11 protein-coding genes are annotated in these 13,275 nt (G+C 40.9%); 5 read left to right on the forward strand and 6 right to left on the reverse strand.

Annotation, left to right across the window (positions count from 1 at the left end):
• The first annotated feature begins 460 nt into the window (after nt 1–460).
• The 4 genes from OLM45_RS08925 to OLM45_RS08940 all read left to right on the forward strand — a co-directional run bounded on the left by OLM45_RS08925 (nt 461) and on the right by OLM45_RS08940 (nt 4,598).
• The gene (locus OLM45_RS08925; RefSeq protein ID WP_264509631.1) at nt 461–1,753 is read left to right on the forward strand and encodes an O-acetylhomoserine aminocarboxypropyltransferase/cysteine synthase family protein; all 1,293 of its coding nucleotides are present in this window, start codon (nt 461–463) and stop codon (nt 1,751–1,753) included.
• Nucleotides 1,754–1,950: 197 nt separating this feature from the next.
• Nucleotides 1,951–2,949: an alpha/beta fold hydrolase gene (locus OLM45_RS08930; RefSeq protein ID WP_264509632.1), complete on the forward strand. Its 999-nt coding sequence runs from the start codon at nt 1,951–1,953 to the stop codon at nt 2,947–2,949.
• Nucleotides 2,936–4,048, forward strand: a complete 1,113-nt coding sequence (locus tag OLM45_RS08935) for an aspartate kinase (RefSeq protein ID WP_264509633.1) — start codon at nt 2,936–2,938, stop codon at nt 4,046–4,048. The genes OLM45_RS08930 and OLM45_RS08935 overlap by 14 nt, the downstream gene beginning before the upstream one ends.
• A 31-nt stretch (nt 4,049–4,079) precedes the next feature.
• Entirely contained in the window at nt 4,080–4,598 is a 519-nt protein-coding gene (locus OLM45_RS08940; protein WP_264509634.1) for a DinB family protein, read from the forward strand.
• Nucleotides 4,599–4,709: 111 nt separating this feature from the next.
• Here OLM45_RS08940 and OLM45_RS08945 read toward each other — a convergent pair whose 3' ends face one another.
• From OLM45_RS08945 to aroB, 4 genes are all read right to left on the reverse strand, one after another.
• On the reverse strand, nt 4,710–5,132 hold the full coding sequence (locus OLM45_RS08945; protein WP_264509635.1) for a DNA primase: 423 nt from the start codon (nt 5,130–5,132) through the stop codon (nt 4,710–4,712).
• A 13-nt stretch (nt 5,133–5,145) separates the two neighbouring features.
• Nucleotides 5,146–6,120, reverse strand: coding sequence for a deoxyhypusine synthase family protein (locus OLM45_RS08950; protein WP_129462441.1), 975 nt, complete (start codon nt 6,118–6,120; stop codon nt 5,146–5,148).
• Between the two features lie 78 nt (nt 6,121–6,198).
• Nucleotides 6,199–7,596 carry an arginine decarboxylase gene (locus OLM45_RS08955; protein ID WP_264509636.1) on the reverse strand — a complete coding sequence of 466 codons (1,398 nt, stop codon included), beginning with the start codon at nt 7,594–7,596 and terminating at the stop codon, nt 6,199–6,201.
• 293 nt (nt 7,597–7,889) lie between these two features.
• A complete protein-coding gene (gene aroB, locus OLM45_RS08960) occupies nt 7,890–8,951 on the reverse strand; it encodes a 3-dehydroquinate synthase (RefSeq protein ID WP_264509637.1) in 1,062 nt (353 codons plus the stop codon).
• Between the two features lie 87 nt (nt 8,952–9,038).
• Here aroB and OLM45_RS08965 point away from each other — a divergent pair, with 87 nt between their 5' ends.
• Nucleotides 9,039–10,211: a proline dehydrogenase family protein gene (locus tag OLM45_RS08965; protein WP_264509638.1), complete on the forward strand. Its 1,173-nt coding sequence runs from the start codon at nt 9,039–9,041 to the stop codon at nt 10,209–10,211.
• Nucleotides 10,212–10,336: 125 nt separating this feature from the next.
• On the opposite strand, the gene OLM45_RS08970 is transcribed toward OLM45_RS08965, so the two are convergent.
• Together OLM45_RS08970 and OLM45_RS08975 are read right to left on the reverse strand one after the other, a co-directional pair.
• Nucleotides 10,337–12,238, reverse strand: a complete 1,902-nt coding sequence (locus OLM45_RS08970; protein ID WP_129462437.1) for an SPFH domain-containing protein — start codon at nt 12,236–12,238, stop codon at nt 10,337–10,339.
• A gap of 290 nt (nt 12,239–12,528) precedes the next feature.
• Nucleotides 12,529–13,239, reverse strand: coding sequence for a YebC/PmpR family DNA-binding transcriptional regulator (locus OLM45_RS08975; protein ID WP_264509639.1), 711 nt, complete (start codon nt 13,237–13,239; stop codon nt 12,529–12,531).
• Nucleotides 13,240–13,275: the final 36 nt, after the last annotated feature.

The raw sequence follows: 13,275 nt of genomic DNA on the forward strand, positions 1-13,275 counted from the left end.
ATTCGATTAAAAAAATGAAAAACGTAATGCGCCATATGTGTTGTATGATGTGGGAATCTTCCCCGCAGAGGACGTATATGGTATAATTTGAAAAAGAAATTACAAAACTCAAGTATATATCAAGCCTCTGCCAAAGCAGGGGCTTTTTTTATGCACTAACCCTAACCTTAAACTTGAAACCTTAAACCTGAAACAAAAATAATGTCTACCACTGCAAAACATAACAACCACCGCCGTATGATGCACATGATGATGTGTTGTTGTGCTATGCTTTGTGGCCAAAGGTGATCCTTATGTTATTCCTATATAGTGTTCAGGTCCTTTTGGTTACAAATCAAAAGGACCTTTTTTTTGGAGTCGTAAGTCAAAAAAGGCGTAAGTCAAAAAGTCATAAGACTAAATTCTAAAATCTAAAATCTAAAATCTAAATTCTAAAATCTAACTTCTAAAATTCATAAAAATGAGTACAACAAAATTTGCCACCAAAGCCCTTCATGCCGGACATGATGTTCAACAAACTTCAGGAACACGCGCTGTGCCGATCTACCAAACCACTTCCTACGTGTTTAACAATGCCGAACATGCAGCCAATCTGTTTAGCTTGAGTGAAGCAGGGTACATTTATACCCGACTCAACAATCCCACCAACGATGTGTTGGAACAACGCTTGGCCCAACTCGAGGGCGGAATCGGAGCCGTGGTAACCGCCTCAGGAACCGCAGCACTCGCCACAGCCTTGTTAGTATTGCTAAAAGCAGGCGACCATATTGTGGCTTCCAACAGCCTATACGGTGGAACCTACAATTTGCTTAACGTAACCTTGCCTCGTTTGGGAATCACCACCACATTTGTCGATCCCTCTGATCCGACTAATTTTACGAAAGCCGCCCAAGAAAACACCCGCGTATTCTTCGCCGAAAGTCTCGGTAATCCCAAATTGGATGTCCTCGACCTAGAAGCCATTGCCCAACAAGCCCAAGCTTACAAAGTGCCTTTCATCGTGGACAATACCGTCGCTTCTCCCTATTTACTCAACCCCATTCAATACGGCGCTAACATTGTGATTCATTCCCTCACCAAGTACATCACCGGAAACGGAACGTCTCTGGGTGGAGTGATTATCGATGCCGGAACGTTTGACTGGAGCAATGGAAAATTCCCCGAGTTCACCGAACCCGCAGCCGGTTACCACGGTTTGAAATACTATGAAGCCCTTGGAGCCGCTGCCTTTATTGTCAAAGTACGTATCGAAGGATTGCGCGATTTTGGCGCTGCCTTGAGTCCGTTTAACGCGTTCCAAACCCTGCAAGGACTCGAAACCTTGGAAGTCCGTATCCTCAAACACAGTCAGAATGCCTTGGCTTTGGCCGAGTGGTTGAGCGCGCAAGAAGCCGTAGCTTGGGTCAACTATCCCGGGTTGAAAACCTCGAAATATTATGATTTGGCCCAAAAATATTTGCCCCAAGGGCAAAGTGGTATAGTGACGTTCGGACTCAAGGGCGGATTCGAAGCCGCGAAAAAAGTGGCCAACGAATCCCAATTATTCTCCTTGCTAGCGAATATCGGCGATACCAAATCGTTGATTATTCATCCCGCGAGCACCACACACCAACAATTAACGCCCGAGCAGCAAGAAAGCACGGGAGTAACTCCTGACCTCATTCGACTCTCAGTTGGCCTTGAGGCTATCGACGATTTAAAAGCGGATTTGGCTACCGTTTTCGCGGCTTTGCCCGTTGAAAAATCAGTCTAGGTTTTAGTTTGCATGTGGAACCCCCGGATGCGCCACATTCGGGGAGCTTTCCACAGTTTTTTAAGGAGCTATTTCCCGCTTTCGCCTTTATCACTTCGCTAGTGCTACGTGGATATCGGCTCTATCGGGGCTAGGGATAAAGTGCTTCTATGAAAAGCGATTCAACAACAAAAACTGCTATAACAACACGAGAAAAAATGAAAAAATTAGCCAAAATAGAACTTTACCAATTCCTCTTGGAAAACGGAAAAACCACTCCTTTTTTGCCCTTGTACTTCGAAACCTTTGGTCAGTCCCTCGGTTCGGCGCCCGTTGTCGTTGTCAATCATGCACTCACCGGCAACTCTACCGTAACCGGGGAAAAAGGGTGGTGGAACGAACTCATTGGGTCGGGAAAAGTAATCGATTTGGAACACTATACCGCCATTGCTTTTAATATTCCAGGCAACGGCTACGACGGTATTTTAGGAAACCTGATTTCCAATTACCAAGATTTTACCGTCCGGGATATCGCTCGTATATTTTGGCAAGGATTGCACGAACTCAAGGTTCAGGAAGTGTATGCTGTAATTGGAGGAAGTCTCGGTGGCGCAATTGCTTGGGAGATGGCTGTTTTGCAACCGAAGTTGATTCAACATTTAATTCCGATAGCGACCGACTGGAAAGCTACCGATTGGGTGTTGGCGAATGTGCAAGTGCAGGAACAAATCTTAACGAATTCCTTGCAGCCCATTAGTGATGCGCGGCAACATGCGATGCTTTTGTACCGTACACCGCAATCTATCAACGCGCGTTTCAATCGGCAACAAATACCCAGTGGCGAATTTGCGGTGGAAAATTGGTTAACCTACCACGGCCAGAAATTACGCGACCGTTTTCGATTATCGGCCTATAAACTCATGAATCATTTGCTGAAAACCCATGATATCACGCGTTTTCGCGGAACACTCGAAGAAGTGGTAACTGAGATAGAAGCCACAATTCATGTGGTTGCCGTCGATACGGATTTGTTCTTTATCGCCCAAGAAAACCGAAAGGCGGTCATGGAGTTGGCCTCTGTACATGAAAATATATATTACCATGAAATACAGTCCATTCACGGGCATGATGCCTTTTTAATCGAATTTGAACAATTAATTGCTTTTTTAAAACCGGTGTTTTGCACCCAAAAACAACTGAATTATGCCCACGCTTAGAATAAATATAGTTCTCTTTGGAATAGGGAATGTTGGGAGTACCTTGATCAACCAAGTACTCCAAGCACAAGATTTCTTTTTGCAACAAAAAAATATCGAACTCCGCTTTCCCATAATTACCAATTCTACCTTGGCATTTTTTGAAAAGGAAGGTGTAAAAAATCAATGGGAAGCCAATTTTGCCCAATCGGCTATTCCTTTTCGTATTGAAGACATCATTGAATACGTACAAGACTTGGATTTGGACAACCTAATTGCCGTTGATGCTACGGCTAGTGAAGACATTATCAAAAATTATATTCCGTTAGTTCAAGCGGGTTTTCACATTGTCGCTGCCAATAAAAAAGCGAATACTTTGCACTATGATTTTTATAAAGAATTGCGATCCAATTTGAAACGATTTGATCGTAAGTTTCTATACGAGACCAATGTAGGGGCTGGATTGCCTGTAATTAACACCATTAAAAATTTATTTGATGCGGGAGAGGAAATCACACAAATACGAGGGGTGTTCTCAGGTACGCTAAGTTATTTGTTCAATCGTTTTGGAGAGGAAGACGTTCCGTTTGCCACTTTATTAAAAGAAGCGGAACAGTTAGGGTATACCGAACCCGACTCCCGTGAAGATTTATCTGGAAATGATGTAGCGCGCAAATTGTTGATTTTAGCCCGAGAATTGGGTTCGAATGCCGAATTTTCAGCCGTGAAAATCGAATCGCTATTCATTCCAGAATTGGCTACTAATTTGACTTTGAAAGAGTACCGCAGTCAGCAACGCTTGTTTAATAAACCTTTTCAAATTGCCAAAATCACCCAAGCGGATAATCATGTTTTGCGCTATGTGGGAAATTGGAATCGCAGTACGGATACCTTAGAGGTGCAACTAATTTCGGTACCTCGCAATTCTCCCTTGGGTCAGTTGAAAGGCGCTGATAATTTGATCGAAATCTATACCGAATCGTACGGTAAGCAACCCATTATAATTCAAGGGGCAGGAGCAGGGAAGGCGGTAACCGCACGAGGCGTTTTGTCCGATATTATTCAAATTGCCGATACCTTAGTCTATAAAGAACAATTGTTACAAGATTGGGTTGCCTAAAGTTTATTATCTTTGGATAAAATAGCAAACAATGCGTATAGAACAAATACAAACGGGAGAATACGGAGATTTTTATGCACCCTATTTGGCACAAGTAGATCCACAGTATTCTTTGATTGAAGAATTGGAAATTTCCTTACACCGGTTTATTCATTTTGTACGAGAAATTCCGATGGACAAATTTGATTACCGCTATGCGGAAGGAAAATGGACGATTAAAGAAATCATCCAACATATCATCGATGCCGAACGCGTTTTTGCCTATCGCGCCATGCGTATTGCTCGCAACGATCAAACGCTCTTACCCGGTTTTGATGAGAACGATTATGTGGATCAGTCCAATGGGAATGAACGAAGTATTCAAGATTTGTTGACCGAATTCTCTACCTTACGTCATGCCACGATATACCTATTCAAATCGTTTAAGCCTGAATATTTCGAACGTATAGGTAGCGCATCCAATCATCCTATTTCGGTTAGAGCCCTAGGTTTTATAATCATTGGTCATCAAAATCACCACCACAAAGTGTTTCAACAACGCTACCTGTAGTATATTATAAATGGTGTTATTTTAAATTTTAAATGTTTTGCAATAAAAAAATCCCGAGTAATTTACCCGGGATTTCATTTATAATTTATAACTCATAATTCATCATTTGAATTATTCGTCTTCATCTTCGTCGTCATAACTTTCAGAAGGTTCGAAGTCATCTTCGTCGTCATCGTCTTCTTCATCATCAGATCCGCCTTTGTCTTTCAATAAATCAACATCTTCATCTTCGTCTTCGCTTGGCATATCGTCATCATCGATATCCATACCCTTTACAGGTGCAATTGGTTCGATTTCTGTATCCAAATCATCCTCTTCATCCTCGAATTTCTCCATACGAGTAGCTAATTTGGTACTTACTTTCACGAGATAAATAGTGTCTTCGGTTCGAACTTCAACGGCTTCAACCAATTCGTTTTGGGCATTACGGAATCGGATGATATCGGAATCATCATAACCATCGGGGAATTTTTCAACCAACAAATTCAAAATATCGCTGGTTAGTTTGGCGTAATCAACAATAACTCGTCTCATAACAGGTAGGATTTTATAAGTCTAAAAGGTAAGCAAATATAAGCGGTGCCACAATTGTAGCATCCGATTCAACAATAAATTTTGGGGTCGTGATGTCTAATTTTCCCCAAGTGATTTTCTCATTGGGGACTGCACCAGAGTAGGAACCATAACTCGTTGTAGAGTCAGAGATTTGGCAGAAATAACTCCAAAACGGTACATCATGCATTTCCATATCTTGGTACAACATTGGTACCACACAAATCGGGAAGTCTCCGGCAATACCACCTCCAATTTGGAAGAATCCCACACCTTTGCCTTCGCAGTTTTTGGTATACCAATCGGCTAACCACATCATGTATTCCACACCACTTTTCATGGTAGTGGCTTTGAACTCTCCTTTAATACAATAGGAAGCAAAGATGTTCCCCATCGTACTGTCTTCCCATCCTGGAACTACTATGGGTAAGTTTTTCTCAGCTGCGGCCACCATCCAAGAGTTCTTTGGGTCAATTTCATAATATTGCTCCAACACTCCTGAATTGATCATTTGGTACATGAATTCATGTGGAAAATAACGCTCGTCATTTTTGTCCGCTTTATTCCAAATGTCAAACAAATGCGATTGTAAACGACGGAAAGCTTCTTCTTCAGGAATACAAGTATCCGTTACACGATTATAATGGTTTTCTAACAAATCCCACTCTTCTTGTGGAGACAAATCACGGTAGTTAGGAACACGCTTGTAGGAGTTGTGTGCCACCAAGTTCATGATGTCTTCTTCTAAGTTGGCACCTGTACAAGATATGATATGTACTTTATCTTGGCGGATCATTTCAGCCAATGATTTCCCCAACTCTGCGGTACTCATTGCACCAGCTAGGGTAATCATCATTTTTCCATTTTCCAACAAATGGGCTTCATATCCTTTCGCAGCATCTACTAAAGCGGCTGCATTGAAATGTAAAAAATTGTGTTCAATAAACTGACTGATAGGTCCTTTACTCATTATTCCTCTTTTCTGTGTTTGTCTAATTCTTATGGGTCAAAGAAAAACTATTTTTTTAAAACTACAAACGAAAAAATATTATTTGTCGTAGCCCAATATTTTCAATACATCGTCCGAAGTTTGTTGCTCTGAAAACACTTCTGTGGCTAAGATGCCATTCTCATCCCGATCAATCAAAATATGTTTGGGTTGGGGAATCAAACAGTGGTGTAATCCGCCAAATCCACCAATGGTTTCTTGGTAAGCGCCGGTATTGAAGAATCCGATGTATAAGGGTTTTTCTTTGTTGTATTTGGGTAAATAAACCGCATTCATGTGTTGTTCAGAATTGTAATAATCGTCACTATCACACGTCATTCCCCCCAACAAAACGCGTTCGTAGGTGTCGTTCCAACGGTTGACAGCCAACATAACAAAGCGTTTGTTGATCGCCCACGTATCGGGTAGGGTAGTGATGAACGAACTGTCAATCATGTTCCAGTTCTCACGGTCGTTTTGTTTTTTCTGATACAATACTTGGTAGACTGCACCACCGCTTTCGCCAACGGTAAACGAACCGAATTCGGTGAAAATATGGGGAACTTCTACTTCTGCATCGTCACAAGCGATTTTGATTTGGTTCAAAATCTCATCCACCATATACTGGTAGTCGTATTCAAAGGCCAAGGAATTCTTGATGGGGAATCCACCACCGATGTTCAAACTGTCAAGTGTCGGACATTCTTTTTTCAAAGCGATGTACACCTTCATACATTTCAACAATTCGTTCCAGTAATAGGCCGTGTCCCGAATTCCGGTATTGATAAAGAAGTGCAACATTTTCAATTCCACTTTCTTGTTTTCCTGAATTTGTTTACGGTAAAACGGAACAATATCCTTGTACCCAATTCCTAATCGCGAAGTATAAAACTCAAATTTAGGTTCTTCCTCGGCAGCGATTCGGATACCAATTTTGAATTTCCCTTTGATTTGTTCTTGTAATAAATCCAACTCTTCGTAGTTGTCAATTACAGGAATGGTTTTGTTATGACCGCTATTGATCAAACGGGCAATATTCTCCACATAGGCGTCACGTTTGAAGCCGTTACACACTACATAAGTATTTTTGTTGATTTTACCTTTTGCCAAAAGGTTTTCCACAATATTGATGTCAAATGCCGACGACGTTTCAATATGAATGTTATTTTTAAATGCCTCATTCATGATGAATTCAAAATGGGAACTCTTGGTACAATAGCAATAATAATACTTGCCTTCGTAGCCAATTTTCTCCATTCCTTTACGGAACCAACTCTTGGCTTTATTGATATTATTGGAAATGGCAGGCAAATAGGTAAACTTTAACGGTGTACCGTATTGCTCTACTAATTTCATCAAATCGATGTTGTGAAATAATAAAGTGTCTTTATTAAGGCTAAACTCTTCTTGTGGAAAATAAAAAGTTTGGTTTATTAAGTCGGAATATTTCGTATTCATTTTAAAGTTTGAATGAGTGATAAAAACAAATGCAAATGCTTAGTAAACGTATGTTTTTACTTCTCAAACTCTAAGGTTCTCATACACAATCGATAAATCCATTACTGAGTCGGAGGTTTGATTGTAAACGGTGTATAGTGCTTTAGGGATAAAAAACGACGCAGGCAACACGTGAGAAAGTGCTTTGCCGTTGCTTTGCAACAAGGATTTTGTCGTTGGAATATTGTTTTTTATCATCCCCGCAAATGTAAAAAATAAAAAAATCGATTTGCAATATTTTAGGTAAAAAAATATTAGCCCAAATAGTCTTTAAATGCACGGCTAATCATTTCGTTATCAGCCTCTTGGTTAAGGCTGATATTTCCGATTCCATTCAATAGTGCAAATTGCACTTTACCGTACTCATTTTTCTTGTCGTGAATCATGTATTCAAGCAAAATTTCAATGTCATTTGGCGTGATGGAAACCGACTCAAACAAATCGGACAAGACGTATTTAATTTGATGATAGTCTTCTTTAGAAAGCAATCCTTTTTCATAGGAAAGGTAAGCCTCCAAAATCATCCCAATAGCGATGGCTTCACCGTGTAATAAGGGATTTTCAGTAGTCAAAAAATGACTTTCAATGGCATGTCCCAAAGTGTGTCCAAAATTCAAGGCTTTACGGATACCGTTCTCTGTGGGGTCTTGTGTAACAATGGTATTTTTAATTTCGACCGAACGATAGATTAGCGTGTCGAGGAGCGAACTGTCCAACTGACTCAAGTCCAGAAATTGTTCCCAATACGCTTTGTCCTGTATTAATCCGTGTTTCAGCATTTCTGCGAGTCCTGAACGCATTTCCCGTTGGGGTAAGGTGGCCAAATAAGCGGAATCAATGACTAATAATTTTGGATTGGTGATGGTTCCGACTTGGTTTTTGAGCAATCCTAAATCGACACCGTTTTTACCACCAATGGCCGCATCAACCATACCCAAAAGGGTAGTGGGAATGTGTACAAAGTCAATCCCGCGTTTAAACGTAGATGCAACAAATCCGCCCAAATCCGTAATCACACCGCCGCCTAAATTAATGAGTAACGATTTGCGATCAGCGCCCATTTCAGTCAACAACGTCCATAATTCAACACAGGTAGCCATGGTTTTCATTCCTTCTCCCGGTTCAATTTCTATAATTTCAATGGGGATATCGATTGCCAAATGGGGTAGCAAATGGGGAGCACAATGTTCGTTGCTATGACTGTCTGTCAAGATGAATAGGGAAGAATAGCGGTTGGATTGGATCAGTTGATTCAGTTTTTCATAACCGTATTCGTTGAACTCAATCGAGTAGCCGTTGGCAGAAATGGATTGCATTATAGTCAATTTTGGTTCCAAAAATACGGCATTTTTTGCTATAATTTCAGTTCACAATTAGTACATTTGTCTACTTTCAAACAAACCATGGACAAGATATTTAACAATACTGAAGTCGCGTTCAGTTTAAAAACCGATACCGAACTCGATCGCGCGTATTTTTTATTTAAAATGATTGCTAGCGAACCCTTAGTTCGAATCGGGACAGCAGTAACAAATTTTGCAATTAAAGCCCATTTACCGGTAGAAGGATTGATTCGTGCTACGGTTTTTGACCATTTTTGTGGTGGGACAACCGAGGTAGATTGTCTTTCGGTAGTGGATAAAATGTATACCAAAGGGGTTTCCTCTGTGTTGGATTATTCAGTTGAAGGCAAAGAAGAAGAAGCCCAATTTGATGCAGCTTTAAATATGACCTTAAAAACGGTTGATTTTGCCAAAGAACGACAAGCCATACCATTTGCGGTTTTCAAACCTACCGGATTAGGACGAATAGCGCTGTATGAAAAAGTAGGATTAAAACATCCACTGACAGCCAATGAACAAAGCGAATGGAATCGGGTGTGTGAACGTTTTGACATCATTTGTAAAACAGCCCATGCCAAAGATGTGGCTTTATTGATTGATGCGGAAGAAAGTTGGATGCAAGATGCTGCGGATGATTTGGTGGAAGAAATGATGCGCCGTTATAACAAAGAAAAAGCGATTGTTTTCAATACCTTGCAAATGTACCGTTGGGATCGTTTGGATTATTTAAAACAATTGCACCAACGAGCACAAGCTGACGGATTTTACATCGGAATGAAGTTAGTACGTGGCGCTTATATGGAAAAAGAAAATGACCGCGCCCAACAGATGGGACTACAATCACCTATTTGTCCGAGTAAAGTCGCCACCGACGATAATTACAATGCCGCCGTGGATTATATGATGGAACACATCGACCGTATGGCGATTTTTGCGGGAACACACAACGAAGAGAGTTCCTACAAATTAATGGAAATGATGGCTGCAAAAAGCCTAGCGAAAAGCGACTCACGCATTTGGTTTGGTCAATTATACGGAATGAGTGATAACATCAGTTATAATTTAGCCGCCCACGGCTATAATGTAGCCAAATATTTGCCCTTCGGACCCGTGCGTGATGTAATGCCCTATTTGATTCGACGAGCTGAAGAAAATACTTCGGTTGCCGGACAAACGAGTCGGGAATTGAATTTATTAAAAACCGAACGTGAACGACGTAAGTTGGATAAATAATAAAGCAAAAGCCCCTGAATTTACAGGGGCTTTTTTTTAATGGAGAATTTAAAATTTTAAATGAAATAAATTAAACTTTCATTCCAACGTCCAACGTCTAAAGTCCAACGTCTAAAGTCTAAAATCTATTCCTTTTTCTTCTTTTCCGCATCAGCATCCATCATTTCCATGAGTTTCATGCCAAGCAAACCACTGATGCCTCCTTCGGAACCGTTGTTACCATTGATTAATACATCAGGAATGATTTTCACATTTCCTTTGGCCAATTCTTCGGTGATTTTGTAACGGGTAAAGTTGTCACCACCCATTGCGCTTACTTGCAACTGATACGATTCGGCAGTTGATTTACCGATGGCCATAATTTTCTCTGCTTCCGCCAAACCGGTTTTAGAGATGCGTTCAGCTTCGGCAGTAGCATTCAATTTGGTTGCTTCGGCTTGGGCTCCTGCGCGGGCTTTGGTCGCTTCTGCTTCTGCTTGAGCGCGCATTTTGGTGGCTTCCGCTTCGGCATTTACATTCAGTTTCAAACTCGTAGCATCTCCTTCAGCTTTTTTAACGGTTGCATCAGCGGTACGTTGTGCAATCTCTACACTTTGAGCCGCACGTACGATTTCTTTTTGCATGTCCGCAATCGCCGTTTCTTTTTCCACTCCTTGACGTTGTTCTTGCGCCATCTTTTGGGTTTGATACGTTTTTTGCTCTTCTTCAGCAATTTTACGGTCCGTCAACGTTTTCATCAACGATTCAGGAGGTGTAATATCACCAATTAAGGTGTCAACGGCATTTACATTGTATTCATCCAAAACCGCTTTGATATGTACTTTAGCCGATTCTTGACGTTCCTTACGCGTACTCAAGAAGGAAATCACATCACTGTCTTGTGCCGAGTTACGGAAGTAATTCCCAATCGTTGGTTCCAAAACTTGTGAAACTAGGTTGGTCATACTACCAAAGCGCGCAATCACTTTGGGCGCTTCGTTAGCGGGCACGTGAATGATTTGTGAAACATCCAAGTTGAAGGGGAAACCGTCTTTGGAACGCACCGTGATTGTCGATAAGTTTTTATCCAAATCATGGGATTCACTGCGGGCATTGGCCCAGTTCAATACCAAGTTGGTAGTGGGCACCAATTCCAATTTAGTCGTGTATTTGTTCAATGCGTATTTCCCCGGACCCAGTGGTTCCATCCAAACCCCGCGTTGACCTTTGGAAACAATATTCCCGTGTTTAAAGGTGTCACCTGTAACATCTTGTCCGTCTTCTCCAATGTACGAGATTACAACACCCACATGGCCAATCGGCACATCAGTCATTGGCGTTTGCTCGATTTGAATCGCCCAGGTATTGATATAATAGGAACCGGCTAAGATCACTTGCGGTTGTAAACCACGGTTACCACCATTTTCTAAAAACGAATCAAAGTCCTGGAAGTTGTTGTGGGCATCCACATACTTACCAGCAATTTGTCCCAACGGAATGGGTTCACCATCCAATGCCGTCACTATACCCACCATGTTTTCAAAAATCTTGACTTGATCAATGATGACCACTTCAAACAAGTAGGTGTTAATACGGTACGAACCACTAGTAATAAAGGCCGTTTGACGTCCTTTTTGTCCGCCATTATCCAAGAACATACGTGCGTCTTGGAAATTGTCGCAATCCACTTTACGGGCTAAAATGCGACCGGTCGGAATTTCTTTACCGTCTTTACTTAACACCAATCCAATTTTTCCTTCAGGAATGATGGTAAACGGTGTCATGTCAATGCTGTACTGCCAAATCCATTTTCCCCAATATAAACCGGGAGCAAGAGCTTGGGCTTGGAAACCGGCTTCTCCTTTGGTGGCGATAATGCGACCATCAGGTAATGAACGATCGGCTCCAAAAAGCACGAATTTTTTGGTGATTAATCCAATTTTATCTTCCGGGACAATCACCATTCCGAAGAAAACACGTAACACAAATTTGTACAAAACGAGTGATAAAACTAAAAGGATCACCCACCAATACGTAAAAATAGTCATGGTATAAATTTTTTAAAGGTTTTAATTGTTGGTTTTGATTGTAAAGCATAGCAAATACTTCGAAAAAGAATAGCAATTCAATTCCAGTTAACTGTGTTCAAGAAATAGGGATTGTACTTTTCTGAAGGAACAGGAGGGTATTAGTACCTAAATTTCATCTTTTGCTGTATCGGCTGTTTTAAAAATCCTTGATTATACGTTGGGTGAAAAGAAATGTTACAAAAAAAGGAGAAAATAAAAAAAGTCAGCACAAAGCCGACTTTCATTTAAAATTTATAATTTAAAATAAATTATTCCTGCATGGTATGATAGACATTCATCACATCATCATCTTCTTCAATTTTTTCCAATAATTTCTCCACATCTGCTACTTGTTCCGGTGTCAATTCTTTGGTCACTTGCGGAATGCGTTCAAAGCCTGAGGATAAGATTTCAATACCTTCAGCTTCCAAATGTTTTTGGATTGAACCGAAGCTTTCAAAAGGCGCATACATTAAAATACCGTCTTCATCCGCGAAGATTTCTTCCACGCCAAAATCAATCATTTCCAATTCCAATTCCTCGATATCTTGTCCCGTATTCGGAATACGGAAATTACACGTATGGTCAAACATAAATTCAACCGAACCTTGTGTGCCTAAAGTACCGTTACATTTATTGAAATAACTACGGATATTTGCCACAGTACGGTTGTTGTTATCGGTAGCTGTTTCAATTAAAATGGCGATACCATGCGGTGCATAGCCTTCGAACAAAACTTCTTTATAGTTGGCCGTATCTTTATCCGATGCTTTTTTAATGGCGCGCTCCACATTCTCTTTCGGCATATTAGCCGCTTTCGCATTTTGCATCACCGCACGTAAGCGTGCATTGGATTCCGGATTCGGACCACCTTCTTTTACGGCAATAACAATATCTTTTCCAATTCGGGTAAACGTTTTAGCCATTGCTGACCAACGTTTCATTTTTCGGGCTTTTCTAAATTCAAACGCTCTTCCCATTGCTCTGGTAATTTAGCTGTTAATGATGTATTTTTC

Source organism: Flavobacterium sp. N1719 (genome assembly GCF_025947045.1).
Classification (GTDB): domain Bacteria; phylum Bacteroidota; class Bacteroidia; order Flavobacteriales; family Flavobacteriaceae; genus Flavobacterium; species Flavobacterium stagni.

Excerpts from the sequence above, each read along its gene's own strand:
- OLM45_RS08940 (WP_264509634.1), top strand. The coding sequence starts at position 4,080 with ATGCGTATAGAACAAATACAAACGGGAGAATACGGAGATTTTTATGCA.
- aroB (WP_264509637.1), bottom strand. The coding sequence starts at position 8,951 with ATGCAATCCATTTCTGCCAACGGCTACTCGATTGAGTTCAACGAATAC.
- OLM45_RS08950 (WP_129462441.1), bottom strand. The coding sequence starts at position 6,120 with ATGAGTAAAGGACCTATCAGTCAGTTTATTGAACACAATTTTTTACAT.
- OLM45_RS08975 (WP_264509639.1), bottom strand. The coding sequence starts at position 13,239 with ATGGGAAGAGCGTTTGAATTTAGAAAAGCCCGAAAAATGAAACGTTGG.
- OLM45_RS08955 (WP_264509636.1), bottom strand. The coding sequence starts at position 7,596 with ATGAATACGAAATATTCCGACTTAATAAACCAAACTTTTTATTTTCCA.
- OLM45_RS08945 (WP_264509635.1), bottom strand. The coding sequence starts at position 5,132 with ATGAGACGAGTTATTGTTGATTACGCCAAACTAACCAGCGATATTTTG.
- OLM45_RS08925 (WP_264509631.1), top strand. The coding sequence starts at position 461 with ATGAGTACAACAAAATTTGCCACCAAAGCCCTTCATGCCGGACATGAT.
- OLM45_RS08930 (WP_264509632.1), top strand. The coding sequence starts at position 1,951 with ATGAAAAAATTAGCCAAAATAGAACTTTACCAATTCCTCTTGGAAAAC.
- OLM45_RS08965 (WP_264509638.1), top strand. The coding sequence starts at position 9,039 with ATGGACAAGATATTTAACAATACTGAAGTCGCGTTCAGTTTAAAAACC.
- OLM45_RS08935 (WP_264509633.1), top strand. The coding sequence starts at position 2,936 with ATGCCCACGCTTAGAATAAATATAGTTCTCTTTGGAATAGGGAATGTT.
- OLM45_RS08970 (WP_129462437.1), bottom strand. The coding sequence starts at position 12,238 with ATGACTATTTTTACGTATTGGTGGGTGATCCTTTTAGTTTTATCACTC.